General features: G+C 43.5%; 25 protein-coding genes. 20 read left to right on the top strand and 5 right to left on the bottom strand.

Annotation, left to right across the window (positions count from 1 at the left end; genetic code table 11):
• Positions 1-53: 53 nt before the first annotated feature.
• The 10 genes from ACVW2L_RS02215 to ACVW2L_RS02170 all read left to right on the top strand — a co-directional run bounded on the left by ACVW2L_RS02215 (position 54) and on the right by ACVW2L_RS02170 (position 12,309).
• The gene (locus ACVW2L_RS02215; RefSeq protein ID WP_457126318.1) at positions 54-2,315 is read left to right on the top strand and encodes a TonB-dependent receptor domain-containing protein; all 2,262 of its coding nucleotides are present in this window, start codon (positions 54-56) and stop codon (positions 2,313-2,315) included.
• 256 nt (positions 2,316-2,571) lie between these two features.
• Positions 2,572-4,716, top strand: coding sequence for a TonB-dependent receptor (locus ACVW2L_RS02210; protein ID WP_457126317.1), 2,145 nt, complete (start codon positions 2,572-2,574; stop codon positions 4,714-4,716).
• 18 nt (positions 4,717-4,734) lie between these two features.
• Positions 4,735-5,373, top strand: coding sequence for a hypothetical protein (locus ACVW2L_RS02205; protein WP_457126316.1), 639 nt, complete (start codon positions 4,735-4,737; stop codon positions 5,371-5,373).
• A gap of 58 nt (positions 5,374-5,431) precedes the next feature.
• Entirely contained in the window at positions 5,432-6,484 is a 1,053-nt protein-coding gene (locus ACVW2L_RS02200) for a sensor histidine kinase (RefSeq protein ID WP_457126315.1), read from the top strand.
• A 3-nt stretch (positions 6,485-6,487) separates the two neighbouring features.
• Entirely contained in the window at positions 6,488-7,234 is a 747-nt protein-coding gene (locus tag ACVW2L_RS02195) for a LytR/AlgR family response regulator transcription factor (RefSeq protein WP_457126314.1), read from the top strand.
• 168 nt (positions 7,235-7,402) lie between these two features.
• A complete protein-coding gene (locus ACVW2L_RS02190; protein WP_457126313.1) occupies positions 7,403-7,861 on the top strand; it encodes a DinB family protein in 459 nt (152 codons plus the stop codon).
• 852 nt (positions 7,862-8,713) lie between these two features.
• A complete protein-coding gene (locus ACVW2L_RS02185; protein WP_457126312.1) occupies positions 8,714-9,400 on the top strand; it encodes a response regulator transcription factor in 687 nt (228 codons plus the stop codon).
• Positions 9,401-10,762, top strand: coding sequence for an ATP-binding protein (locus tag ACVW2L_RS02180; RefSeq protein ID WP_457126311.1), 1,362 nt, complete (start codon positions 9,401-9,403; stop codon positions 10,760-10,762).
• 90 nt (positions 10,763-10,852) lie between these two features.
• The gene (locus ACVW2L_RS02175; protein ID WP_457126310.1) at positions 10,853-11,365 is read left to right on the top strand and encodes a hypothetical protein; all 513 of its coding nucleotides are present in this window, start codon (positions 10,853-10,855) and stop codon (positions 11,363-11,365) included.
• Between the two features lie 17 nt (positions 11,366-11,382).
• A complete protein-coding gene (locus ACVW2L_RS02170; protein ID WP_457126309.1) occupies positions 11,383-12,309 on the top strand; it encodes a bestrophin family protein in 927 nt (308 codons plus the stop codon).
• Positions 12,310-12,366: 57 nt separating this feature from the next.
• On the opposite strand, the gene ACVW2L_RS02165 is transcribed toward ACVW2L_RS02170, so the two are convergent.
• Genes ACVW2L_RS02165 through ACVW2L_RS02155 form a run of 3 tightly spaced genes read right to left on the bottom strand, consistent with a single transcriptional unit; the run spans position 12,367 to position 14,134 of the window.
• On the bottom strand, positions 12,367-13,110 hold the full coding sequence (locus ACVW2L_RS02165) for an isocitrate lyase/PEP mutase family protein (protein WP_457126308.1): 744 nt from the start codon (positions 13,108-13,110) through the stop codon (positions 12,367-12,369).
• 7 nt (positions 13,111-13,117) lie between these two features.
• Positions 13,118-13,585: an SRPBCC domain-containing protein gene (locus ACVW2L_RS02160; protein WP_457126307.1), complete on the bottom strand. Its 468-nt coding sequence runs from the start codon at positions 13,583-13,585 to the stop codon at positions 13,118-13,120.
• Positions 13,586-13,606: 21 nt separating this feature from the next.
• Positions 13,607-14,134 carry a DinB family protein gene (locus tag ACVW2L_RS02155; RefSeq protein WP_457126306.1) on the bottom strand — a complete coding sequence of 176 codons (528 nt, stop codon included), beginning with the start codon at positions 14,132-14,134 and terminating at the stop codon, positions 13,607-13,609.
• A 115-nt stretch (positions 14,135-14,249) separates the two neighbouring features.
• Here ACVW2L_RS02155 and ACVW2L_RS02150 point away from each other — a divergent pair, with 115 nt between their 5' ends.
• The 10 genes from ACVW2L_RS02150 (at position 14,250) to ACVW2L_RS02105 (ending at position 23,256) form a co-directional block, all read left to right on the top strand.
• Positions 14,250-15,239 carry a GlxA family transcriptional regulator gene (locus tag ACVW2L_RS02150; RefSeq protein WP_457126305.1) on the top strand — a complete coding sequence of 330 codons (990 nt, stop codon included), beginning with the start codon at positions 14,250-14,252 and terminating at the stop codon, positions 15,237-15,239.
• 301 nt (positions 15,240-15,540) lie between these two features.
• Positions 15,541-15,864 carry an ArsR/SmtB family transcription factor gene (locus ACVW2L_RS02145; protein ID WP_457126304.1) on the top strand — a complete coding sequence of 108 codons (324 nt, stop codon included), beginning with the start codon at positions 15,541-15,543 and terminating at the stop codon, positions 15,862-15,864.
• Between the two features lie 10 nt (positions 15,865-15,874).
• Positions 15,875-16,339 (top strand): SRPBCC domain-containing protein, encoded by a 465-nt coding sequence (locus ACVW2L_RS02140; RefSeq protein WP_457126303.1) that lies wholly within the window; start codon positions 15,875-15,877, stop codon positions 16,337-16,339.
• A gap of 4 nt (positions 16,340-16,343) precedes the next feature.
• Positions 16,344-16,724 (top strand): DoxX family protein, encoded by a 381-nt coding sequence (locus ACVW2L_RS02135; RefSeq protein ID WP_457126302.1) that lies wholly within the window; start codon positions 16,344-16,346, stop codon positions 16,722-16,724.
• A 6-nt stretch (positions 16,725-16,730) separates the two neighbouring features.
• Complete coding sequence (locus tag ACVW2L_RS02130) at positions 16,731-17,294, top strand: DUF4256 domain-containing protein (RefSeq protein ID WP_457126301.1); 564 nt, start codon at positions 16,731-16,733, stop codon at positions 17,292-17,294.
• A gap of 235 nt (positions 17,295-17,529) precedes the next feature.
• Entirely contained in the window at positions 17,530-17,751 is a 222-nt protein-coding gene (locus ACVW2L_RS02125) for a CDGSH iron-sulfur domain-containing protein (protein WP_457126300.1), read from the top strand.
• A 74-nt stretch (positions 17,752-17,825) separates the two neighbouring features.
• Positions 17,826-20,870 carry a glycosyltransferase family 117 protein gene (locus ACVW2L_RS02120; RefSeq protein ID WP_457126299.1) on the top strand — a complete coding sequence of 1,015 codons (3,045 nt, stop codon included), beginning with the start codon at positions 17,826-17,828 and terminating at the stop codon, positions 20,868-20,870.
• Positions 20,871-21,223: 353 nt separating this feature from the next.
• Positions 21,224-22,369, top strand: coding sequence for a Gfo/Idh/MocA family protein (locus ACVW2L_RS02115; protein ID WP_457126298.1), 1,146 nt, complete (start codon positions 21,224-21,226; stop codon positions 22,367-22,369).
• Between the two features lie 162 nt (positions 22,370-22,531).
• The gene (trxA, locus tag ACVW2L_RS02110) at positions 22,532-22,828 is read left to right on the top strand and encodes a thioredoxin (protein ID WP_457126297.1); all 297 of its coding nucleotides are present in this window, start codon (positions 22,532-22,534) and stop codon (positions 22,826-22,828) included.
• Between the two features lie 164 nt (positions 22,829-22,992).
• Positions 22,993-23,256 (top strand): hypothetical protein, encoded by a 264-nt coding sequence (locus ACVW2L_RS02105; protein ID WP_457126296.1) that lies wholly within the window; start codon positions 22,993-22,995, stop codon positions 23,254-23,256.
• Positions 23,257-23,347: 91 nt separating this feature from the next.
• On the opposite strand, the gene ACVW2L_RS02100 is transcribed toward ACVW2L_RS02105, so the two are convergent.
• Together ACVW2L_RS02100 and ACVW2L_RS02095 are read right to left on the bottom strand one after the other, a co-directional pair.
• Complete coding sequence (locus tag ACVW2L_RS02100; protein WP_457126295.1) at positions 23,348-23,791, bottom strand: Hsp20/alpha crystallin family protein; 444 nt, start codon at positions 23,789-23,791, stop codon at positions 23,348-23,350.
• A 161-nt stretch (positions 23,792-23,952) separates the two neighbouring features.
• Positions 23,953-26,040 (bottom strand): FUSC family membrane protein, encoded by a 2,088-nt coding sequence (locus ACVW2L_RS02095; RefSeq protein WP_457126294.1) that lies wholly within the window; start codon positions 26,038-26,040, stop codon positions 23,953-23,955.
• Between the last annotated feature and the right edge of the window lie 11 nt (positions 26,041-26,051).

Below are 26,051 nucleotides of genomic sequence, written 5' to 3'. Positions count from 1 at the left end.
TTCAAATCATGTTTTGAAGCGAAGAGGCTGCCTGATACCCCCACTTTTGAGCCATGAAAAAATCATTGCTCGCTATTTTTAGTTTTTTTACATTAACTGCAGCCGCTCAGGTAAGCGGAAAGGTTACTGATGATAATGGTATGGCTTTACCAGGCGCTGTTGTGTGCCTGTTTACCCAAACAAAGCTTAGCAAAACAATATTAACCGATACAGCGGGCTATTTTAGTGTGCCTGTGCCAAATTTGGACCACCTGATCATTACATCCACAGGTTTTATACCCGATACGATTTACTCTGCGGAACGGTCTTTAGGTACAATACGTCTTCAACCATCCGTCAATCAGCTTAAAGAGATCCGCATCCAGAGCAGACAGGCCCTGATCCACCAACAGACCGACCGTAGTGTAATCAGCGTGAACGACGCGATTAAAAAACTGGCGGCTAACGGGCTGGAGATTGTGAGCCTTGCACCGGGTATTACCATCAGTGACAATGAAGACGCCATCATGATGAGCGGCAAATCAGAAGTTCAGATCTTTATCAATGATAAGTTGGTTCAAATTACGGCAGGCGACCTGGCTAAGCTACTCAAAGCAATGCCAACCGGTAGCATCAAACAGGTGGAGTTAATGAGTAATCCGCCCGCTAAATACGAGGTTAATGGGAATACCGGCATTATAAACATTAAAACTAACGCCGTGGTAAAAGGCGTTACCGGTAACGCAGACCTGAGCACCTCTCAGGCCATCCATAACTGGGCCGATCTTTCGGGGCTCTTAAACTACGGCGCAGGTAAACTGGCGGTTAGCGGATACGCAGCCTGGCATAGCGGTGGCTACCTGACGGAGAACGTCAAAGCACGTCAGTTAAATCCCGGTGTATTAAATCAGCAAAACATTAACCTTGATAAATGGAGCGATCCCGTTTTCAGAGTAGCTCTGGATTATGGGCTTAACCGGAACAGTACTTTTGGCGGTATCATTGAACGGGAAGCCAGTACCAATACCGGCAGTTATGATACTTACTCACAGCAGGAGACTAATAGTTACCATACCATCAGTCAAAATCCTAATGTCCGCCACTGGAACACCTATAACCTGAACTACCGCTACATTGATACATTAGGTAGAGAACTGACCGTAGACCTTGACCGTGCTGATTTTAGCAAGAACAGCCAGATAACTTTGCTAACTACCGGTCAGGCCCCGATCAATTATGCCACCCTTACCACTATCAGAATCAACACGCTCAAAGCGGATTATGCACATAGCTGGAAGAACAAACTGAAGGCCGAAGCAGGTTTAAAGATCGCCGGTGTGGAGACCGGTAATAGCCAGGACATGAACCAATTCCATTACAGCGAGCAAATTCATGCTGCCTATACCAGTTTATCCAAATCCTATATCAGATGGGGTTGGCAATTGGGTTTAAGGGTGGAACAAACTAATGCCAAAGGAGAAACCAGGCAACTCATCAAACCTGATACCGGTTATTTCAACCTGCTGCCTTCAGCTTACCTAACCTGGATGCCCAATGCCAAACATCATTTTCGGTTATCGGTAAGCCGCCGCATCAGACGGCCGGATTACGGTGACCTGCAACCCTTTGTATACGTACAGGACCCCTTGAACCTGCAAACGGGCAACCCCGGCCTGCGGGTGCAGCGCAATGATCAGGCAGAGCTGGCCTACACTTTCAATGACCGCATTACACTACTAAGCACTTACAGCCGGGCCAATGACTACTTTAGTACCATTTATCAACAAGCCGGCAATATTTTGATAGCGATGCCGGGCAATACCGGTAAAATGCAAACGCTTAACTTTGATCTTAACTATCCTATTAGGGTCAGCAAATGGTGGAATATGCTAAATAAGGCTAATGTTGGCAACGATCGTTTTAACGGCGCTTTATTTCAGGGCCGCCTAGATCTGGATAAATGGCGATACCAGTTATCCACCAGCCAGCGTTTCGTTCTGCCGGGCGCCTACCAGCTGCAGCTGAGCGGACGTTATACTTCTGCTTCGCAAAACCTGATCTATTATCAGCAAAGCAGCGCCAATGTCAGCCTAAGTATCAGCCATAAACTATTTAAAGAACAGGCATCCCTTCGCTTCGGTATCAGCGATATTTTTAAAACGCAGCGTAATTATACCCGTGTAAGTTTCGGCAGCCTGAATTATACCGATCTGGGCACTTTTGAGAGTCGCCGGGTGTCGTTTAATTTCACCTGGCGATTTGGCAATACCAAAATTCGCCAGACCGAGGAGCGCGATCGAGGAGACGCTGAAGAAAAGGGGAGGAGCAGCAATTAACGGCTAATAAAGATCACAATTACCGCGATACCGTTTAACAGGATCTTTTTTAAACATGCCTATCATTTCCTTGACTGCGCAATTTTTAACTAAGTAATCACCAGTTTGATTTGAGGTATTCCGTATGCCCTCCCTAAATGCATCAGCAAAGAAGTAATTCTTTTGTGCAGTTGGTACGCTTAAAAACTACGTTCATCGGAAATTGCTGTTAAAAACTCCCGATACACCGCATATTCGTTTTCATAATCACGTAAATATGAAAACGCCGTCTCTCATCATCATGCTGATCTTTGCCTTTTTTGGCGCTATTGCACAAACCACAATTTCAGGTACGGTAAAAACAAAAGACAATCAACCTGCAATTGGTGTAAACGTAACCCTTGTCAACACTTACGACGGCGCTTCCACCGATACCGCAGGGAGATTCAGTTTTTTGACATCTGAAAAAGGCCGGTTCACTATCCGCTATTCAGCGCTTGGCTTGACAACCGACAGTATTACTATTGATGTAAAAGGCCAGCCCATCCAATTAACTTTAGTAATGGCAGAAGCCGCAAATGAGCTTAATGCAGTAACCATAACTGCTGGTACACTGGAAACCGGCGATAGTAAAAAAGGCGCTGTTTTAAACTCGCTGGATGTAGCTACTACTGCCGGTGCATTGGCCGATGTTGTTTCGGCGCTACGAACACTGCCGGGCACCAGCCAGGCCTTCGGCGAAAATGGTCTGTTTGTACGGGGTGGTGCAGCATCAGAAACACAAACTTATTTTGATGGCTTGCTGGTAAAAGATCCATTTGGCAGCCAGCTTCCAGATCTTGCTTCAAGAGGGCGTTTTTCTCCGTTTTTATTTAAAGGCACTACCTTTTCTACAGGCGGCTATTCTGCCCAATACGGGCAGGCGCTGTCATCAGCATTGCTTTTGGAAACTAAGGACCTGCCGGCCAAAACATCTACTGAGTTTTCATTAATGACTGTTGGAGTCGGCGCAGCGCATACTGAACGGAAAGAAAATAGTGCTTTAACAGTTGGGGCTAATTATTACAACCTCGGCCCGGCCTATAGTGTATTTAAGCAAAATGTTAACTGGGATGTGGCACCAGATCAACTTACCGCCAATGTGCAGTACAAATGGAAACCGACAAAAAATGGGTTCCTGAGGGTGTTTGCTCAATATGATGGCAAAAATGCGTCTCTGTTTACAAATAATAATGCTGTGGCTAATTCAGCACACATCATTAACCACAATAAAAATTATTACTTCAACTCCACCTACCAGGATATGCTGAGCCAAAACTGGAAGATACAAGGCGGTGTGGGATACGGCAACACGCACGAGACAGGTTTAATTGATAACAATACTTACCAAAAAAACACCGACCTGTTGCAAGGCAGGATCACACTTACCCATTATCTGGGTGGTGGCTCATTAATAAGAGCCGGTGGCGAAGTATCCAACAGCGGCCGCTTAGAAAGCTGGAACATGCAAAGCCGCAATTTTAATAATCAAATGGCGGCGGGCTTTGTTGAAGGCGAGATCAGGCTGAATACTTTTTTGATAGCACGCACCGGCTTCAGAGCAGAGTATCAAGATTTTAATAAAGGATGGACTGCCGCTCCACGCTTATCCCTGGGTATAAAAACCGGTGCCAAGAGCCAGGTGTCTTTAGCTTTCGGTAAATTTTACCAAAATCCGGATGAGGAATACCTGATCCAAAACAAGCAGCTTAACAGCGAACAGGCCAGCCATTTCCTGGTTAATTACCAGCATGTAGATGATGGCAGAACCTTTAGGGTGGAAGCCTTTTACAAAAGTTATAATGGCCTTACTAAGTATGATTTTACCGGCATTGCGCCTACCTATTCGGTTATCAACTTTACCAACCTTAACAACGGCGGCTCAGGCTATGCAAAAGGAATAGACATTTTTTGGCGGGATAAAAAAACCATCTCTGGCGGGGATTATTATATCTCTTATTCTTACCTGGACACTAAACGAGATTTTAGAAACTATCCGGCGCAGGTAACGCCTCCATTTGCCGCAAAACATACACTGAGCGCTGTTTACAAACAATATATTCCTTCTGTCACGTCAGAAATTGGCTTAACCTATTCTTATAGCAGCGGGCGCACATATTATAACCCTAATAACGCGGTGTTTTTAGCAGATGAGACAAAGAGCTTTAATAACCTCAGTTTTAACATCAGTTACCTTACCCGCTTGTTTAACAACTTTGCCGTAATATATGCGTCAGCAAGTAACCTGCCGGGTTTCAATAATGTGTATGGGTATAATTATTCGGCGAACGGCCAGTCGCGGGTACCCATAACTCCCGCAGCAAAACGCGATTTTATTATGGGCGTGCTCATTACCATAGGCGATAACACATTCAATCACTAACATAAAAACGATAAAAAAATGAAAACACTAAAATTAACATTGGCCATATTGCTGTTTGCAATATGCGCAAACGCACAATCAGGCGCCAATTACTTAAACGCCATGAAAAAAGGTCTGACAGCTTTTCAAAGCGACAGTTCATCGGCACAGCTGGTGCAATCTGCCAATTATTTTGAGCGCATTGCACTGGCAGAATCAAAGGAATGGTTACCCTTATATTATGCCGGCTATTGTAATTTGCTTGTAGCTATTGATGCTAAACAACCCAACCAAAAAGATGCTTTGTATGATAAAGCCATGGATTTTGCGCAGAAAGCGGATAAGCTGAGCCCGAAAAACAGCGAGATTGCTACCCTAATGGGTTACGTAACGTTTATGAAAATGGCTGTTGATCCAACAAACAGGGCCATGAATATGATGGGTGAAGCCAGTGGTTATTTAGATCTGGCGATTGCATTAAATCCGGAGAACCCACGCCCCTACTTTGTTAAGGGACAGAACACTTTTTACATGCCCATTGCTTTTGGCGGCGGCAGCGCAAACGCCAAACCATTATTTGTTAAGGCGCTGGAAAAATATGCAAAAGAAAACATTACAGGTATAGAGCCATCATGGGGTAAAGAGCGCTGCCAGGTTTTATTAAGCCAGTGCAAATAGACATTCTATTCAAATGTTGTATTTTAGTAAATTAGAGCAATAAATGTACGGGCAAAATATGTCTTTTAAGGGTGAGAGTATCTGGGTATGGAACATCCGGTACGGGCTCATAGGGATCGCTATTGGAGTAATTATCAATATTATCATCAGCGCGCTCAACGCCCATTTTTCGTCTATGCGAGAAATGTTACTAAACATTTTGTTCAGCTTGTTTATATCGCTAAGCATTACCAACAGCGTGTTTGTATACGAACGTTATTTACGTAATTGTAAAAGTAACTTATGGGCTTTTATTGCCGGGTATTACTTATGCAACCTGATTGGTATGGTAATAGGCGCTGAGTTGTCTTATTTTATTGTATCAGTAATTTTTAAAACACATTACAGTTTTTTAAACCACTTGCAGGACTACCGATTTAACGTTGTAATTGTGCTGATTGTTGGGACCTCCATGCTTTTGTTCAGAGTTCAAAAGGTATCGCTTCAAAACAGGATCAGTAAAACAGAATTAGACCTGGTTAAACTAAATCAGCTTAAAACGCAGGCGGAGCTACAAACCCTTCAATCGAAGATCAACCCGCATTTTTTATACAACTCCCTTAATGCCATTGCCAGCCTTATCCATGAAGATGCGGATAAAGCCGAGGCCATGACATTGAACCTTTCGCGGCTTTTTCGATACAGCCTCAACTCCAGCCAAGAAAACCTGTGCACTATAAGGCAGGAGATAGAAATATTGGAAACATACCTGGCAATAGAAAAAGTTCGTTTTGGCGAGCGGATAAAATTCAAAATAGATGTTGCTGAAGATTTATATGAAGAAAAGATCCCTCGTTTCTTGCTGCAGCCGCTGGTTGAGAATGCTTTTAAACACGGCTTAAATAATGTGGCAGAGCATGGCCTTTTGGAAGTAAGCATATTCAAAAATAGTGCAGTATTAGAGATTAATGTGGCTGACAACGGAAGCGCTTTTCCGGAGGAAATGGATATGGGTTATGGACTGCAGAGCACGTATGAAAAGCTCGACTTGATCTATCCGGATAATTACCAGGTGCAAATATTCAATCAACCCAAAAAACAGATCAGGATAAGCCTGCCCGCAAGCAATTGAGTTATGATTTGGACAACACTAATAGTTGATGATGAACAACTGGCCAGGCAACGCCTGAAACGTCTGCTGGAGCCATTTAACGAGATAAATATCATAGGCGAGGCGGCTAATGGCCTGGAGGCCTTAAACCTTATTGAAAAATTAAAACCCCAATTACTTTTTTTAGACATTGAAATGCCTGTGTTAAATGGCTTTGAGATGTTAGAAAGGCTAAGCACACAGCCAAAGGTGGTTTTTACTACCGCGTATGACCAATATGCTATCAAGGCTTTCGAAGAAGGTTCGATCGATTATTTGCTGAAGCCCGTTGAAAAGGACAGACTGGAAAAAACAGTAGCACGCTTAAAAACGCATCAACAGGAGCAGCAGCAAATTCCGATAGCAACATTATTGCAGCAATTGCAACCAAAAAATTCAGCAAAAAACCTGACGGTAAAGATCGGCGACAGAATCTTGCTCATAAAACCTGCAGACATAGTTTATGCCGAAGCGGAAGACAAATACGTATTTGTTTATACAAATGATGGTAAAAAGCATATAACAGATTATACCATTAGCGGGCTGGAGCAAAAGCTAAGCGAGCAGTTTATACAGATCAATCGCGGCGCAATTATCAATACTGATTTTATAAAAGAGATAAGAAAAGGCTTTAATGGTGCCAGGATATTTGTGATGGATCATAGCCCGGAAGTAAAACTGACATCGGGCCGATCATTTAACAGTTTGATCAACAACAGATTTGAGCTATAATAGTACTAATCAATCACAAATCTCCAATATTATAAAGGCTGACATTACTTTATGCGCTCAGCGAGGGAAAGTCAACAGGTATGCCGGAAATACCAATCCTCTTTTGGTATTTTCAGGCTATTGGTTGATTTTAAATCTATACTTTTGGTCAGTTAAAAAAACTCTGCCATGTTTGTTGCTATTCTAAAAAAACTTTATCTGCGTGATCTGGGTAAACTTCGCACCGAGATCGAACTATACCACAATGAGCAAAAACTTTGGTATACAGAGGAGGGTATCACCAATTCAGCGGGAAACCTTTGCCTGCACTTAGTAGGGAATTTGAATGCTTACATTGGTGGCGTGTTAGGTAATACAGGATTTGTTCGTAACAGGCCATCGGAATTTTCTTTGCGCGATGTACCGCGTGCTGAACTTTTAAAAAGTATTGATGACACCATTAACATGATTGCTACAACGCTTGATAAATTAAGTGATGATATTTTAGCCGAAGAGTATCCACAGTTGGTTGCAGAGGAAACGGTTACTACAGGATATTTTTTGAGCCATCTTTCATCGCACCTTATGTACCACCTTGGCCAAATTAATTATCATCGCCGTTTGTTAGACAAAAATCAAACGGATTGAAGCTGTTTTATGCAAACATCAACTTAGCTCGTGTAAATCAGTTATGTAATTAAATTCCCACAAGTTGTGGAAACTGAATATTCTATTGGGTAAAAAAAATCGCAATAATTCCACAGTTTCTAAACAGTTAAATTAAAACGACCAAAGTTTAATTTAAGAGCAATTGGCTGGCTTTTTGAACGTAAAACGGCAAAACCCCCAAGTCATGATTATTAAAATCTTCTCATCAATAGGTTTGATAACGCTCACATTAGTTATCATAACAATGGTTTCTATCCAGTCAATAATTAACAAAGGTCCATCCGACAGCGTATGGGAATATGTGCTTTTGCTTTTGTGCCTGGTTTTACATACCTGGCGAGCAATCCTAAGCACACGGTTAAATAACTCAGGCCCTATTAAACGCAAAGAAGCTGTTTCTCAATAGCGTCTCAATCGTCTACCTTTTAATTCTATGCATTATGCCCGTCAGAAACAGGACATTTGAGAACATGCTGCAATTTATGTTTGGTCTGCTCATCTTAATTGTAATTGCAGACGCTATATATAAACTCATTAAAAGCTTCCTTTAAGTACAGGGAGTAGTACGGCAACAAACAACGGCGCAGCTGCACCATCTTGCCAGTTGCTGGCGAACTGAGTTAGCCTGCCATTTGCGCATGCCACCCAAATGCTCTGGTTGATAGAAGGAGCATACCGGCGCTTTCAATCCACTTTTGCGTAAATGCCAATTACTGCATTTAGGCGCACACCCAACAAAAACATTATTTTTTTGTTAAATTCACGACTTTTGAAGTGGTAATGGCGTATTTCTGAACCACGTGCAAAAGGAAAATAACGTTAATAATTAGCATGTCAGTATTATTGGTAGAAGATGAGCCGAAGGTAGTATCGGTTGTTAAGCGCGGGCTTGCCGAGTATGGTTTTGATAACATAAGCGTAGCAACTGATGGCCTTACGGGGCTGCAAATGGCTGCAGGCTATCCGTTTGATCTTATTATACTTGATGTTATGCTGCCCAATATAGATGGTATACAGTTGTGCAAGCGCATAAGGGCTATTGACACACGCACCCCCATATTGATGCTTACTGCGCTTGATTCTACCGAAAACATTGTAATGGGGCTTGAAAGCGGCGCAGACGATTACCTGGCAAAGCCATTTAAAATGGCCGAACTTGCAGCCCGCTTAAAAACGCTGCTAAGGCGCAGCGGAAACGAGCCTAAACAAGATGCTACCACTTATACCTGGGAGGACCTTGAACTGGATATGGATGCCAAGGTACTGTCTCGCAATGGCAAGCAACTTAACCTGTCGCCCACAGAATATAGGTTAATAGCGTATTTTATGAAAAACCCCCGAAAGGTACTGTCGCGGGTACAGATATTAGAAAGCGTTTGGGATATAAATTTTAATTTAGGCACCAACGTTGTTGATGTGTACATAAATTACCTGCGCAAAAAGCTGGATAAAACTAACCTGACACGTTATATCCAAACCGTTTTTGGTATGGGTTACATGCTAAAGGAGGAAGAGTAATTGAAGATCACCAGCAAAATAACCTTGCTTTTTCTGGTCTTGTCTACAGGTATATTGCTGTTGCTTAACGCCTTTATCCTCTATTTTGAATACCAATTTAATTACCGCGACTTTTTTAAACGACTTGAGGCCCGTACTAATCTTACAGCCGAGATAAATTTGCTGCCCGGCGGCGATAAAGATGCCTACCAGGAAGTACGCAACCGCTACCTGGAGCGCCTTGACGGCGAAACAGAATATATTATTAAAGCAGATAAAAAAGGCCACTATAAAAACCCCGGGGTACCCAAAGCTTTTTTTCAGGATATTATTGATCTTAACAGCATAACTTACCGTAAGGGAAACAAGTTTTTTGCCGGCAAAGTGTTTAAAGTAAAGAACGACAGCTATATAGTAATAGCCACGGCACTAAACGCATACGGCCTGAGAGAGATAGTAGAATTGCAAAAAATATTATTGATTGGCTTTTTTGGTGCACTGGTTATTGTATTTTTTGTAGGCAGGGCATTTTCTAATTACACATTTGCACCGGTACGTAAAATTATCCAAAAGGTTAACGGTATTACGTCTGATAATTTGCATCTGCGGCTTGACCAGCCTCGCGGTAAAGACGAAATAGCGGAACTGTCGCACACTTTTAACGACATGCTTAACCGGTTGGAAACCGCCTTTGAAACGCAGAACAATTTTGTCAGCAATGCTTCACACGAGTTGCGTACTCCATTAACGGTAATAAACAGCGAGCTTGAGCTGGCGCTTAATAATAGTCAGATTGACGACAAGCATCACGAGGCACTGAGCGTCATACACAATGAAACCGACAAGTTGATACAGATGCTTAACAGTTTATTATCATTAGCACAAACCGGCTTTGACGGTAAAAAACAAAACTGGCAGCCTATACGCATGGACGAACTTGTTTTAACAGCAGTTGAATCGGTAAAAAAAATTATCCCGACAAGCAAAATTGAAATAGATTTTTCGGGCTTACCACCGGATGCTGAGAACCTGCATGTATCAGGCAATTTAAACCTGCTTAACCTGGCCGCCACTAATATTATCAGCAACGCATGTAAGTACTCGCACAACGATATGGTGAACGTTAAACTGTTTTGTAGGAATAACAGTATTGTATTTTCTGTAACCGACCAGGGTATTGGCATACCCGCCACGGAGGTACAACATATTTTTGAGCCTTTTTTCAGGGCATCAAACACACACGACTATAGTGGGCACGGCGTAGGTTTGCCTTTAACCTTAAATATCATCCGTTTACACAATGGCACCATTGGCATACGCTCTGAAGTAAACACAGGTACAGAGATACAGGTATTTTTACCGCTTGATGGTGTTAAACTCTAATTAAAATATAATAAGTCTCTTAAAGGTTCTTAATAAGCTCGGAGTACAATTGTAACATAACAATTAGTGCTCACTTAAAGCTTCAAGAACATGAAAACAGTACTTATTCCAACCGACTACCGAACCGAATCACTACAATACATTCCTAAGTTATTATCAAAGTTCTATCCTGAAAAGGTTGACGTAGTTATGGTGCACATGATGAGCGTTACCGACTGTGTTAGGGAACTGCTGATGCTAAGCCGCCGCTCTGAAGAATACAAACACATTTCTGATGATTTTTACAAGGCCTGCATCAGCCTTAAAAACGAGCACCAGCATCAGCTTAATAACATCCGTCTGGAGTTTTTTTACGGCAATACTACGGTAGCTTTTAAAAACTTTATGGAGTTGCATAACATTGATGCCGTTTTGCCGCTTAAAGACTATAAATACCAAATGCTTAATAAATCAAGCATAAATCCTGATGAAATGATTGGTCGTTGCGGCAAAAAGATAGCGACGATAAATGGCATAGAACTGGAGATAAAACCGGTTGCATTAAAACCGGAAGTGATTAGAGAGAGGGAACAAGAACCTATGCTTGCTGACCAATATGTATAACCAAACTTAAAAACGCTATGTTACTAAAGAAAAACATTCCGGTAAGCTACGTTGTAGGCAAAATAAAAATGGAACTGGCACTACTTGGCATTTACTCCAGCTTAGTATATATTGCCCATACCGTATGTAATTTTCCCGGCGTATCTATACCTATTGCCATACCTGCAATATTGGGTACCATTATATCATTATTGCTTGCTTTCAGGTCTAACCAGGCGTACGACCGCTGGTGGGAGGCCCGCACGTTGTGGGGCTCAATCGTAAACGATTCGAGATCGTTCGCACGTCAGACACTTACTTTTGTTGACAATTCATATGATGATGAAGACAGGTCTGCCTTGCGCGAACGTATAATAAAAAGACAAATTGCCTGGGTTTACAGCTTAAGCAAACACCTAAGGGGGCAAAACGCGCACGAAACACTTAATAACCTGATATCTGAGGAAGAAAAACGGGCGGTTTTAAGGCTTGATAACACACCGTTGGCGTTGTTAGAGCAACATGGCAATGACCTGCGCTTATTGCTGCGCCTGGGCTGGGTTAATGAATACCAGCAGATTGCCATGGACGAAACGCTTAACCGCTTCTCTAACGCTATGGGTGCCTGCGAGCGGATAAAGAATACCGTGTTCCCGGTTACTTATAGCTTGTACATTCATATGCTGGTGATACTGTTCGCGCTGCTGATGCCCTTTAGTTTGATAGAGTTTTTTGGCATATTCCAGATCCCGCTGGTTGTGGCTATATCGGCATCGTTCTTCCTGATAGAGAAGATGGCTATTCATCTACAGGACCCGTTTGAGAACAAACCTACGGACACGCCTATGACGGCGATAAGTAAAAAAATTGAAAATGACCTGCGCCAGCTGCTTAAAGATGAGTACGCCAAAGTATCTGAACCCGGAACTGCGCCGCAAAATAACGTCATGTTCTATATTTTGTAACACGACGATAATAAAGGGTGGTCTGAAATAAATTACAGCCACCCTTTACCATTGTGATTAATACAGTTTAGCCAATGAATTTTCTTCTTTGATAGCCGCAACCAACTCATTGATCTTTATGTAGCCGGCATTATACAATATACCTGCCATGCTTATTCGCTTTACGCCGCAATCGGCTAATAGCTGCACGTTGGCAATGGCGGATACACCAACAACATTTACAGGGAGATTAACTGCTGATACAATTTCTTTAATTATTCCGGTATCGCTTACTCCCGTTACAAACAAACCATTAGCACCGGCCTGCTTGTAACGCCCTGCCCTTGCTATCACTGTTTCTACAGGATCGGGTAGTTTTTGAAGGAACACATCAGTACGGGCATTAATAAATAACTGCTGATTAGTGCTTTTAAGGTATTCGCTAACAGCATATAGCTTCTCTAAATAAATTTCCTCGCCCTGGTTATCTTCCAGGTTGATGCCTACCGCCCCAATGTCAATAATCTGCTGGATGTTACTGGTTAGTTCTTCCAGATCATTTGTATAACCCCTTTCCATATCAACAGATAAGGGAACATTGATAGCCGATTTTATCCGCCCTATGATGTACAACATTTCGTCGAACGGGATTTGCTCGCCATCCTTGTAGCCCAGTGAGTCGGCAATGGCGCCGCTTGATGTGGCAACCGCGTCAAATCCTGTTTTTTCAATGATCTGAGCGCTTCTGGCATTCCAGGCATTGCCAACTAACAGCGGCTTTGATTGGTGATGAAGGTTATAAAATATCTGATAGTGATCCATAATGATTTTACAAAGCGGGCTTTTCTACTGCCCCGGTAGTAATTAACGTAAACAGACTATGTTCAATAAGCTGTTTCCAGGCAGTTGAGCAGCCCTCAAAACATTCAACATTTGTATCTAAACCAAGGTGTGTAAATTTGATCTGCGTTTCTTCGTCTTTTCTGCTGATGTCAAAAATTATTTTCGTACCCGTCCATTCATTTTTATCCTCCACAAAATTGATCTCACTTTCCGTAACCAGCCATACCACTTTTTCACCGGGGATTGATTCAACCACGCGTTGCTTTGAATAGTGCATGTCCTGGTACCTGTATGTAAATTCATCACCAAGATTTTTGGTATCACCTTCAAATTCTCCAGACCACCACTCACGCGGGCTGTTAATAATGTCAAAAACTTCTGTTGGTGTTTGATCTACCGTTATGGTAGTAGTAAAATCTGATGCTTGCATGTTAGTTAATATTAAGTATGACATTTTTTTAGACGATTACGCTATTTAAAACAATTTTTCCGGCGGCGGCTTAACACCTGCCAGGCGCAGGTAAACAGTGGTCTGCCCCCTGTGATGTGCCTGATGCTCTAAAGCTTTGGCTAAACCTGTTCTTTTAGGCATATCAAAGCTTCCTATCATTTTAACGTTCTGGTCTAACTGCGCTTCGGGCATCTTTTTTATCTGATCAATAACAAAATCATAGCTGGCCAATACTACTTTAGTTACGTTCGCTTTGGTTTTATCCGGGCTCTTTTCCAGATCGCCAACCGTGTATGCGCTCTTTATCCCTATAGCTGATGAAGTAAGGCCATAGTTAGCATCTGCCAGATGCAATAGTTGTTCAGCAAATGATCGCATCTCGGGCGTTGGTTTTAATGTGTAACCGCTTTCGGGCATGGCATCCATATACTCTTGGGTGTAAGTTTTTGACCTTTCCCATTCTTTTACAATATCAACTGCTTTTACCTGTGCCTTTGCAAAATGACCGGCCATAATTAAACATATTGCGATTATTAATTTTTTTAGTTTCATATGCGTATCTGAATTTTATAAAGCAAATCTAAATGTAATACAGGCACCCGGGATAGGGTAAAATAGACATTATGATGGGTTGATTTGGACAATCGAACAGCTTAACTTTACGGACATGAAACACATTACTATAATTGCCCCCGACGCTCAGACCAACCTGGGTACCGTAGCTTGTATAGCGGGTGCCTATGAAATACTAACCAGGGCAACTCAATATTTTAAAGAGAGCGGCAGCAAGGAGGTGTTTAAAATTGAGATAGCAGGACTATCTCAAAATACAGGGTTGGCAGGTGGACTTTTCTCTATTAAAACACATATCCATATTAACGATGTTGGTAAAACCAATTTGATCATCATACCATCTTTAGAGAGTTTTGAGATTGCGCAAAAAGGCAACACGGAAATTGCAGACTGGATAACAAAACAATATAAAAACGGCAGCGAAATAGCCACCATGTGCAGCGGCGCGTTTATGCTTGCCTCTACCGGTTTATTGGATGGCAAGAGCTGCTCTACCCACTGGAACTATGCCAATAAATTCAGGGCATTATTTCCTAATGTAAACCTGCAGCCGGATGAGTTGATAACCGATGAAAACGGTATCTACACCAACGGCGGCGCCTACTCCTTTTTAAACCTTGTACTCTATCTGGTTGAGAAATACTACGACCGCAAAACAGCCATTTTTTGCTCCAAAGTCTTCCAGATTGAAATAGACAGGCAACGCCAGTCGCCATTTATAATTTTTAAGGGGCAAAAACAACACAGCGACGAAATGGTGAAGGATGCACAGGCCTACATAGAAAGCCAATTGACGGACAAGATCTCCATTGAGACCCTATCTGCTAAATTTGCAGTAGGCAGAAGAAATTTCGATAGGCGGTTTATAAAAGCTACGGGAAACACCCCCATTGAGTATATGCAGCGTGTTAAAGTTGAGGCAGCAAAGAAAGCATTCGAAACCACCCGCAAATCAATTAACGAAATTATGTATGAGGTAGGCTATTCTGATCTGAAGGCTTTCCGCGAAGTGTTTAGAAAGTTTACAGGTGTTTCGCCGTTGGTGTACAGGAGTAAGTATAATAAGGACGCGGCGGGTATTTAACATAGCAATGGTTTTGAAACCTTGAATGTTCGAAAGAAATGATATGCCAACAAAACTCCCCTCTTGAGAGGGGGTGCGTAGGAATTGCGCGGCTGCGGGGTGTGTTAATCCGCTCACATAACACACCCCTACACCCCTCTCGAGAGGGGAATCGCACCGCCCGCCGCTCTTTTTAAATCCTCCAAACAATCTTATTTTCAAACCCTCGCAATAAACAGCGAACCTCAATTTCAGACATTTTCTTAATTAAATTTGCGTAGTTAAATAACTACATATATATTTGTAGTCAAATAGCTACATAATGAATTTAAGACGAGATGTATTTCAGGCCATTGCGGACCCTACCCGCCGAGCCATTTTACTTTTGCTGGCATCGCAAACCATGACGGCCGGTGCAATAGCCGCCAATTTTGATACAGCCCGACCGACGGTATCTAAACATTTACAGATCCTTACGGAATGCGAATTGCTGGCGCAAACACAAACAGGGCGCGAGGTTCACTACCATATTAATGCGAAAAAAATGAAAGAAGTAGCAGCGTTTATTGAACCCTTCCGCCAAATGTGGGACGACAGATTCAACAAACTAGAAGCCATTATGAAAACCTATCCGCAGAAAAAATAATAAACCTTTTATGGAACTAAAAACAAAAGTTGCTGCCGACGACGGTAGGCACGATCTTACCATTACCCGCCAATTTGATTTACCAGTGGCCTTACTTTTCAAAGCCTACACCGAGGCCGAAATTATAGAACAGTGGATGGGAACCAAGGTGCTTAAACTGGAAAACAGAAAGCACGGTAGTTACCGCTTTGAAACTACCGACCCGAAGGGTAATAAATATGGGTTTAACGGTGCTATTCATGAGTTCATCGCCGATGAAAAGATAATCCGCACCTTTGAGTTTGAGAACATGCCCTTTGATGTGCAACTGGAGTTTCTGGAGTTTGAAAAACTGACAGATGATACCAGCAAACTCACCATCCATACCATTTACCGCTCTGTTGAGCAGCGCGACGCGGTACTGCAAATGCCATTTAAACAAGGCATTAATATGGCGCATAATCGTTTACAAGAGATAGCCGATAAATTACAATAACACCATGACAAAGAGAAACACTATAATTTATTGGATAGCCACGCTTTGGCTGTCGTTAGGAATGTTATCCACCGCAATAGTGCAATTATTGAAAGTAAAGGATGAAGCAACCATGATGGCGATGCTGGGTTATCCTTTATATCTGCTTAACCTATTGGGCATATGGAAAATTTTAGGCGTGATGGCATTGCTAATTCCTAAATTTGGTTTAGTAAAGGAATGGGCCTACGCGGGTTTTTTCTTCGCTATGTCGGGAGCAGTGTATTCGCATTTGGTCGTCGGGGATAAAGCTATCTCGCTTTTTGGCCCCGCGTTATTAATAGTATTAACCATTGTATCGTGGTATTTCAGGCCCGCAGAAAAGCGGGTAATATCCGTTAATTAATAAATTATGAGCAACAAAAAAACATTATCACCACAGCAAAGCACAGAATTGCTGGGCATCCTTAAAGCACGTTTTGAAAGCCATATGCAGCGCCACAGCGGCATAAGCTGGGCTAACGTACAGCGAAAACTGGTGGCCGATCCTGAAAAAATATGGGCATTAAACGAAATGGAATTTACCGGCGGCGAACCGGATGTGGTTGGCTTTGATGATAAAACCGGCAAGTATATTTTTTTTGATTGCTCGCCAGAAAGCCCCAAAGGGCGCCGAAGCGTTTGCTACGACCGTGCAGCATGGGAAGGTAGAAAAGAGCACAAACCTGAAAATACCGCGATGGATCTGGCTGCAGAAATTGGTGTTGAAATATTGAACGAAGCCCAATACCGCGAACTGCAAAAGTTGGGCAGCTTTGATCTAAAAACTTCAAGCTGGATAAATACGCCCGCAGATATCAGAAAATTAGGCGGTGCAATTTTTTGCGACCGTAGGTATAATACGGTGTTTGTTTATCATAACGGCGCAGAGTCATACTACGCAGCAAGGGGATTTAGGGGAGTGTTAAGGGTGTGATGAAAACTATTTTGTCATTCTGAGCGATAGCGAAGAACCTTATAAAACTGACAGGTAAAGCGCAGACTGGCCGCAAGATTGGCAGGGCTTTCTATCTATGAGATAAATAGAACACATCATTGCAAACTACTACAACATTCAAATTTACTGTTAAGCTTTAGATACATTCTGAATAGCACAAAGCCTGTGCAGCACGGCCACATAAAATTATCTTTGCCCTAAATATTATAAATACATGGCAACAAAACTTACCATTAACAATAACGGTTCGGTTAAAATAGACGGCGATTTTGAAATAGTAGATATGCAGGGCAATGCCTACGGCTTGCAAGGCAGAACAGTAGTATCTATATGCCGCTGCGGCTTATCTGCCAACAAACCATTTTGCGACGGATCGCACAAAGGGCACTTTGAACATAACGCTATAGCGTTTGATCTGCCGCCTAAAAAGGTGTAATTACCTTTGAGACGAAACATGACTACAAATAGCGATGGGCTGAAACCCATCGCTATTTGTATATTTACCCCTCAATGCTCTCTCAATACAACAAACTCAACAACCTATTAGGCTGGCTGTGCTTTGCCATTGCCGCCATAACTTATACACTTACTTTAGAGCCAAGCGTAAGTTTTTGGGATTGCGGCGAGTTTATTTCATGCGCCTATCGTTTACAGGTGTCCCACCAACCGGGCTATCCCCTCTTTGCCATGTTGGGCAAAGTATTTTCACTACTCTCATTCGGCGACCGAACTAAAGTTGCCTATTTTACCAACTTAGGTTCGGCTATAGCAAGTGCAACAACGGTTATGTTTTTGTTCTGGACCATTACGGCCATCGCCAAAAAATTACTGGCAAATAGTAAGCAATGGACCGGCCAACAGCAAACCCTTTTAATAATGGGTAGCGGTTTAGTTGGCGCACTTTGTTTTGCTTTTTCTGATACTTTCTGGTTTTCGGCGGTAGAAACCATTGTGTTTGCCTTATCGGCCCTATGCACCGCAGTTGTTTTTTGGGCGATATTAAAATGGGATGCTCATGCTGATGAGCCCGGCGCCGATAAATGGCTGATATTTATCGCTTATATAGTTGGCCTGTCCATTGGTATCCACTTGCTTAACCTGCTTACTATTCCGGCTATTACGCTGGTGTATTTTAACAGACGCAACCAGGTAATTACCTTAAAAAAATTAGTCATTGCCCTTTTTGTAAGCGTAATTATTTTAGCTGTAGTACAATTCGGCATAAGGCAGTTTACCATAAAGGCAGCCGCTTATGTTGATCTCTACTTTGTTAACTCGCTTGGCTTTGCCTTTAATACCGGGGCCATTTTATTTTTTATAGTGCTGGTATTGGTATTAGTCTGCGCTATCATCTACAGCATAAAAAAGCAAAAACCCACTTTAAACCTTATATTGCTGTGTACTGCATTTATTTATTTCGGTTATGGCTCATTTGCTTATATCCCTATCCGGGCAGCAGCAGGTACCAACATGAATAACTCAAACCCCGACAATGCCTTCACGCTTAACAGCTATCTAAACCGCGACCAGTACGGGCAAATGCCTTTACTTTACGGGCCTTATTTTGATGCCAACATAGTTGAGCGGAAGGATAACGGCACCATGTATATTAAAGGAGAGAAACGCTACGAAGAATCGGGCAAGAGGCCTGCTTATACATATGATCATAATACGTTCTTCCCCCGTATCTTCAGTCGTGACGGCGGCGACGTGGGCTTTTATCGCCAATGGCAGCAAATTCCGGCAGACCGGGCACCTAACTTTATTGACAATATTGGCTTCTTTTTAAGCTGGCAAACGTACCAGATGTACGTGCGCTACTTTATGTGGAACTTTGCCGGCAGGATTAACCAGATGGATGGGCAGCAGCACATGGGCGGCTTTAAAGGTTATGTTGATGGCGACTGGACCACCGGCATTTTAGATGGTTTTAAACAGCTCCCTAAATCGGTTACCCAGGGCACTAATTACATCCCACTGTACGGGCTACCGCTTATAATTGGTTTGCTGGGTATGTGGTATCATTTTAAACACCGCAAGCGCGACGCTATTGTTGTGCTGTTGCTTTGGTTTTTTACGGGCATGGCCATTGTATTATATGTTAATCAGCCCGCCGTACAACCCCGCGAAAGAGACTACTCCTATGTATGCTCGTTTTATGCGTTTGCAATTTGGGTAGGCATAGGTGCAATAGCATTAGCTACGCTGCTTAAAAAAATGCTGACAACACAAGGAGCCGTTGTAGCTGCTTTAGCTGCATGCCTGTTAATGGCACCGGTTTTAATGGCTTGCCAGGAATGGCGCGGCCATAATAGGTCTACCAAAACTGTTGCCCGCGATATAGCTTACAATTATCTTATGTCCTGCCCGCCAAATGCCATATTATTCACTTATGGCGATAACGATACCTACCCCTTATGGTACGCGCAGGAGGTAGAAAACATTAGGCCCGATGTGCGTGTGGTGAATATCAGCCTGCTATCAGCAGATTGGTACATCCGCCAAATGCAGCGACCAATGAATCAATCTGCGGCCTTGCCTATTACCATGCCATTCAGCAAATACAAAACCGGTGTACGCGACGTAGTTTATTACCACGACAGCGGCGCAGAGGGCTGTAAGGAGCTGAAAGACGTTTTTGATGGTATTATTTCAGACGAAGGCAGTTTTAAAGGGCAAAACGGTGCAGTTTTTAATACCCTCCCTACAAAAGACCTTAAAATAACCGTTGACAGCGTAGCAGTTAAAAGAAACAATGTAGTAGATTCTAAGCAGCGAGCATACTTAGGAGACAGCGTTACATGGCGGTACAACTCCGACTATATAATGAAAGATGATCTGGCCATTTTAGATATCCTGGCGCATAACAATTGGAAACGACCGATATGTTTTACCGTTACTATAGGCAATGCAAACCTGGCGGGCTTGCAAAACTATCTGTATCGCGAAGGATTCACTTACCGTTTTTTGCCTCTGAAATCAGATACAACGCTGGCGGACCAAACGTTGAAAACCAACAGCGCGGTTATGTATAATAACCTGATGAATAAATTCAGGTTTGGCAACTACAAAAATGCAAAATACCTGGACGAAGAAAGCCGAACCATGTTTTACTCGGTAACAACAAATGCCTTTACGTTGCTGGCAAACGATCTGATAAAACAAGGTCGCTCTGCTCTGGCTGCCAACGTTATCCGCAAGTATGACAAAGAAATGCCCGAAATATTTGCAGATATGCGGGGGGCAAATAACAGGCTTACTATAACCAAACTGGCTTATCAATTAAACCAAAAAGCCATCGGCACAAAAATGGCGGAAGGCCTTGATAATTACGTAACAGACCAGCTTGACTATTACGCACGGCAATTGCATAGCGGCAGCGTTAATGGCTATAATATTGTTACCGGTATACAAATACTGAAAGAGCTTGCCGATTTAAGCAAAAAAAACGGCCAGACCGGGCTTAATAAAAAACTAAGCGATAAAACCAACCATTACCAGGTTAAATTTGCTGAAGTGATAGCTTTCATGAACAACGAAAAACAAGATAAATAACAGCGTAAAAACATTATTACATTTTTTTATATCGTTTTACCAGACTATTTATTTTACCTTGTGGCAGCATAAACCGCAAAACACACTCAAATATTGAAACCCAAAGTTGTTAAGTCTGCAGACTATAAATGTCCTAAATGCGGCGCTCCGTTTCATTTTAAACAACGCCGCGGGCTTTTTGTACGAATATTTCTGCCATTTTTACCTATAATGAAGCTATTTTGTGCAAAATGCAGTAAAGGCAGATACGTTTGGTTGCGCGATAGTAACTAGTGCGGCGTTAACGTTTGCGTAGTTTATTTACGCTGTTTTAGTTGGATATATATAACTTTAAATTCCAATTAAACCTACTGATGAATATCAATGAAAATTCCCGCAGACAATTTTTAAAGCAAACGGCTATGGTAGCCGGAGGCAGTATACTTCTTCCACCGGCAATTGCATTTGCTTCACCCCCTCCTCCACCGGCTGTAAAAGCAGCAGATGCCAAAATACGTTTCTCGGTAATAGGTATTAACCACAGCCATATAAACGCCATGGTTGATGCCGTAACACGCGGCGGCGGGCAATTAGTTGCTGTTTACGCCAAAGAAGCCGATCTGCTTGCCGGTTTTATGCGCCGATACCCAACTGCCAAAAAAGCCGCAACTGATACGGAAATATTAGAGGACCCTTCCATTCAGCTGATATTGAGCTCCGGAATTCCGGTAGACCGCGCTCCGCTGGGCGTAAAAGTGATGCAGCATGGTAAAGATTACCTGGTTGATAAACCCGGCGTGATAACACTGGCCCAGCTGGCCGAGGTGCGTAAAGTTCAAAAGCAAACCAAACGTATCTACTCCATAATGTACAGCGAGAGGCTGGAAAACCGCGGCAGCGTTAAAGCCGGCGAATTGGTACAGGCAGGCGCCATAGGCAAGGTGGTGCAAACCATCAACATAGCCCCGCATAAAATGACGCCCAAAAGCCGCCCCGATTGGTTTTTTGACACTAAATATTACGGTGGAATAATCACTGACATCGGCTCGCATCAGTTTGATCAGTATCTGTTTTATACAGGCTCTACCACGGCTGAGGTTACAGCATCGCAGGTAGCCAATGTACATAACCCGCAATACCCCAAATTTGAAGATTTTGGCGATGCAATGGTGCACGGCAACGGTGGTATGGGCTACGTACGGTTAGATTGGTTCACACCGGATGGCGTAAGCGTATTTGGCGATGGCCGCCTTACCATTCTGGGTACCGATGGGTATATAGAAGTGCGTAAGTACATTGATATAGCCGGTCGCCCGGGTGGTAGTCATTTGTTTTTGGCTGATAAAAAAGGCATACAATATATTGACTGCTCAACCCAGGTGTTGCCATTTGGCGAGCAGTTTGTAAACGATGTTGTTAACCGTACCGAAACCGCCATGCCGCAGGCCCACTGCCTTTTAGCCACCGAATTGGCACTGCAGGCACAGGCTAAAGCCAAGCGGTTAGATTTGAAGCTTTAGTAGAAGCTAAATATTGAACACCGAATGCTGAATTTCTAATAATGAAGTTAACACATCGGCGTTGGACATTCAGCGTTCGGTGTTTGAATATTAAAGTCTTCCCCACAGGGGGGAGATTTAGAGGGGGCTAAAACCTTTTAAAACTTTATAAGTTATATCATCATGGCAAACTTCAACGAAATAATAGCATCAGATAAACCGGTACTGGTAGATTTTTCGGCCGAGTGGTGCGGGCCATGCAAAATGATGCCACCCATTTTGCAGCAGCTTAAAAGCACAATGGGCGATAAAGTAACGGTTATAAAGATCGATATAGATAAAAACCCCACAGTTGCCAACGCTTACCGCATCCAAAGCGTACCCACGCTAATGGTATTTAAAAACGGCGAAAGCAAGTGGCGACAAAGCGGCGTGGTACAGGCAGCGCAGCTGCAACAGGTGCTAACACAATACTTGTAAACTTAATACAGGCTTAGCGCCCGCTTTATTTAAGTCTTTTAAATTTATACTATAATTTTTAACGCATAATTAACATTCACACCGCAATATTTTGCGCGGAATAATGTTTCAATTATAAGCATCTGCATAAAAAATTACAGCTATCTATAAAAAACGGAGGGTATATGTTACAGCAATTAGGGTTTTTGCCACAGCGTCAGTTTCATGTGTTAATTAACCTGCCCGGGCAGGAACTTAACCTAACCGTTTTACCCCATAACGACGGCCATTTCAGGGTGATGGAACACGGTGAAGTATTAGGCGAAGTTGACCTTACCCCAGACCATACCTGCGTACGCCGCAGCGGAGACCTTAAAAAAAGCGTTATGGACCAGCTGGAGCAGCACATAAAAAACTACTACCGCGAGTTTAAGAGCTTGTTTGCGTGACCTTCGCCAAGCTCAGGTTGACACCACCCGATAGATATAAAGCAGCAAAGGCCCCAAATGGGGCCTTTGCTGCTTTAAAAAGAATAAACACTTATTTAATTTCTATCTGGCGGCGTACCGCTTTAGCTTCCTCGCGTTTAGCTATGTCAATTTTTAAGACGCCATCGGTATAGGTGGCATCAATCTGCTCGGCGTTGGCACTTTCGGGCAGGGTGAAAGAGCGCACCCACTGGGTGTAGCTGTACTCGCGTTTGCTGTAATTTTTCTGAACGTCGTTTTGTTCATTGCGTACTTCAACGGCAATGTTCAGCACGTTACGGTCAAGGTTTAGTTTAAAATCTTCCTTTTTTAAGCCCGGAGCAGCCAGCTCCACATGGAAGTGGTCCTCAGTTTCGCTGATGTTGGCGGCAGGTACCCGCACAGTCATACGGTCGTTAAAAAAGGTATCGTTAAAAATAGAGTCGAACACGTCATTAAAGCCTGGCATTAATGAACCATTGTTCCTTTTGTCGGGATTAAATTTAACCAACGTCATAGGTCTTTCCTCCTTAATTTGTTAATGATTAAAACTTATAATTAATTAAACTATCTACCCTGTTTCAAGCCTTGTGCCAAACCAAAATGTGGTATTTTTAACTGAAAAAATTTCATTTCCGACTGAAAATTTTTCAGTTAAAATGTCAAAATTTCGCCGACTTAAGTTAATGGGGTATTGGCAGTATAACCCGCCAGCTCAGCGGCCAATGTTTCCAGCAGGGCTATGCCTTTTAGCAGCTCTTCCTCATTATTTACCTTACTAACGGTTTCGGCTTGCAAACCATTGATATAATCATCCAAATATGCATAAGTCCGTTGCAAAGTTATGGATGAACGCTTTAAACCTGCCCGCCTTGGCGACAGGAACAACGAGATTATGACCGAATTTATCCTATAATTCAACACCTGGATCTGCTCCAGCCGGGGCAGATCAACGACACCCGGTTCAACGCGGGCATGGCGGATTCCTTCAGACAATCGCGCCAGCCGCAAATGGGCCTCCTTGCGGGCCAGCCACACTTTTGCCTGGGCATCTTCATTAACTACGGCTAATAAAAACATTTTATTGCCTTCAACCGCGGCCCGGGCCAGTCCATCCAGCTCACTCCGTATCCATACCGGGAAAATAAAGATCCCGGCGAAAGCCAGCGCGCATCCCGCCAGGGTATAGCCTATACGGGCCGAAAGTATCATTACCGGCCCGCCGTGGTAAACGCTTAAACACAACACTACCGATATGGTTACACAGCAAACGCACCAGCTATAGCGGTACCGGTTCCAGGTGAAAAAGCCAAACAGCGCTAACACCGCTATGGCAAGCAGCACCACTGGCGACGATATAATTAAAAGCATTAAACTGGCCAGCGCAACACCCACCATGGTACCTGCAAGTCGCTCCAGATTGCGTTGCCAGGTAATGGCCAGCTTGGGGCGCGATACGATCAATATAGTAAGCAGCAGCCAATATGTGTATGGGTCTTTAACCACCAACACCGTAGCCAAATAGCCCACGGCAAACATCACCGTTAGCCGTAACGAAAAACGCAGCACCGGCGACCGGAAATTTAAATGCGAAACTATCTTGGCCCTATAACTACCCGCTCCCGACAGAAATATGCCCAGGTTAGCGCTTTCCGGTCGGCCTGTATCTAATTGCGGTAAAGCATCCTCGCGCTTGGTGCGGATGGCGTCTAAAAGATTGCGGATAGCATCGGCATTTATTAGTAAGCCGTTTATCACTGCCGCATCGGGTTGTGGTATTTGCCCTGCCAGCGTGGTTAAGCGGTTCACCAAGTTGTTATATTGGTCTGTACCGCCCGGCGCAGCTAACAATTTGCTAATGGGCACCACCCTGCTTAGCCACCGGGTTTCGGCGGCCTGTAAGCGGATGAGCTGTGCGGTAATAGCCAAAGCGCCCGATTGTTGCAGCCGCTGATGCACCTCTACATAATCATAATGCGTAGCCGTAACCTGCTCATACAGCCGTATAGCCTGTATAGCCGTATTGATCAAACTTTTAACATACGCACCCGAAGCGCGCATAGCCAGATCATCGCCCAATAAAATCTGCCTTACCACTTCCTGCTTTTCGGCCACGCGCAGGTGCAGCACAATGGTGCGCTTATAACTCTCTGCCAGCGGCACGCCCGGATCATAACAGGCAGCTTTGGCTTCCAGGAAGTCGGCTGTAGCGGCCAGCACCTCGCGCAGCGCCTGGTGTAACGACCGGAAGGGCCACACATACACCTGCACCAAGCTCACCAGGTAAAACCACGTTCCGCCTAAAAAAATATAGCAACTAAATTGTAGCGGATGCGCCGGGTGCAAACCCAACATAAACACCATCAGCGCTATGCCCATACCCCCCGCCCCTGTAGACCGGCCACCCAAGGCGCCCAACATGCTCAGCACAAAGGTGAGCACAACAAGCGTAATACCCGTTGTTACGGGGCTGTTTAAACTCAGCGAAAACACCACAGCCGTTACCAAAATAATGGCCAGGCTTTGCAGCGCGGTAAGCGTTTTATTGCGCCGGTTACCCGGTAAATCTGTTAAGCTGATTAGCAGGGTGCCAACGGCCATACCCGTAGCCAGTTGGGGGTAGCACGTGTAGAGTAGTAAAAGCGGCAGCAGCACCAAAATTGTATTGCGCAGCGCATCGCCGACATTTTCGTGTACCCTAAAATGCTTCCACCTGTAAACCAACAAACGCCTTAATTGCCTAAACACCGCTGTAAAAATAAGCAATCTTTAGCGGT

This window comes from Mucilaginibacter sp. HD30 (assembly GCF_054061755.1).
The sequence above is the reverse complement of the archived record's forward strand: the minus strand, read 5'-3'. Positions and strand labels throughout refer to the sequence as shown.

Excerpts from the sequence above, each read along its gene's own strand:
- ACVW2L_RS02215 (WP_457126318.1), top strand. The coding sequence starts at position 54 with ATGAAAAAATCATTGCTCGCTATTTTTAGTTTTTTTACATTAACTGCA.
- ACVW2L_RS02210 (WP_457126317.1), top strand. The coding sequence starts at position 2,572 with ATGAAAACGCCGTCTCTCATCATCATGCTGATCTTTGCCTTTTTTGGC.
- ACVW2L_RS02205 (WP_457126316.1), top strand. The coding sequence starts at position 4,735 with ATGAAAACACTAAAATTAACATTGGCCATATTGCTGTTTGCAATATGC.
- ACVW2L_RS02200 (WP_457126315.1), top strand. The coding sequence starts at position 5,432 with ATGTCTTTTAAGGGTGAGAGTATCTGGGTATGGAACATCCGGTACGGG.
- ACVW2L_RS02195 (WP_457126314.1), top strand. The coding sequence starts at position 6,488 with ATGATTTGGACAACACTAATAGTTGATGATGAACAACTGGCCAGGCAA.
- ACVW2L_RS02190 (WP_457126313.1), top strand. The coding sequence starts at position 7,403 with ATGTTTGTTGCTATTCTAAAAAAACTTTATCTGCGTGATCTGGGTAAA.
- ACVW2L_RS02185 (WP_457126312.1), top strand. The coding sequence starts at position 8,714 with ATGTCAGTATTATTGGTAGAAGATGAGCCGAAGGTAGTATCGGTTGTT.
- ACVW2L_RS02175 (WP_457126310.1), top strand. The coding sequence starts at position 10,853 with ATGAAAACAGTACTTATTCCAACCGACTACCGAACCGAATCACTACAA.
- ACVW2L_RS02170 (WP_457126309.1), top strand. The coding sequence starts at position 11,383 with ATGTTACTAAAGAAAAACATTCCGGTAAGCTACGTTGTAGGCAAAATA.
- ACVW2L_RS02165 (WP_457126308.1), bottom strand. The coding sequence starts at position 13,110 with ATGGATCACTATCAGATATTTTATAACCTTCATCACCAATCAAAGCCG.
- ACVW2L_RS02160 (WP_457126307.1), bottom strand. The coding sequence starts at position 13,585 with ATGTCATACTTAATATTAACTAACATGCAAGCATCAGATTTTACTACT.
- ACVW2L_RS02155 (WP_457126306.1), bottom strand. The coding sequence starts at position 14,134 with ATGAAACTAAAAAAATTAATAATCGCAATATGTTTAATTATGGCCGGT.
- ACVW2L_RS02150 (WP_457126305.1), top strand. The coding sequence starts at position 14,250 with ATGAAACACATTACTATAATTGCCCCCGACGCTCAGACCAACCTGGGT.
- ACVW2L_RS02145 (WP_457126304.1), top strand. The coding sequence starts at position 15,541 with ATGAATTTAAGACGAGATGTATTTCAGGCCATTGCGGACCCTACCCGC.
- ACVW2L_RS02140 (WP_457126303.1), top strand. The coding sequence starts at position 15,875 with ATGGAACTAAAAACAAAAGTTGCTGCCGACGACGGTAGGCACGATCTT.
- ACVW2L_RS02135 (WP_457126302.1), top strand. The coding sequence starts at position 16,344 with ATGACAAAGAGAAACACTATAATTTATTGGATAGCCACGCTTTGGCTG.
- ACVW2L_RS02130 (WP_457126301.1), top strand. The coding sequence starts at position 16,731 with ATGAGCAACAAAAAAACATTATCACCACAGCAAAGCACAGAATTGCTG.
- ACVW2L_RS02125 (WP_457126300.1), top strand. The coding sequence starts at position 17,530 with ATGGCAACAAAACTTACCATTAACAATAACGGTTCGGTTAAAATAGAC.
- ACVW2L_RS02120 (WP_457126299.1), top strand. The coding sequence starts at position 17,826 with ATGCTCTCTCAATACAACAAACTCAACAACCTATTAGGCTGGCTGTGC.
- ACVW2L_RS02115 (WP_457126298.1), top strand. The coding sequence starts at position 21,224 with ATGAATATCAATGAAAATTCCCGCAGACAATTTTTAAAGCAAACGGCT.
- trxA (WP_457126297.1), top strand. The coding sequence starts at position 22,532 with ATGGCAAACTTCAACGAAATAATAGCATCAGATAAACCGGTACTGGTA.
- ACVW2L_RS02105 (WP_457126296.1), top strand. The coding sequence starts at position 22,993 with ATGTTACAGCAATTAGGGTTTTTGCCACAGCGTCAGTTTCATGTGTTA.
- ACVW2L_RS02100 (WP_457126295.1), bottom strand. The coding sequence starts at position 23,791 with ATGACGTTGGTTAAATTTAATCCCGACAAAAGGAACAATGGTTCATTA.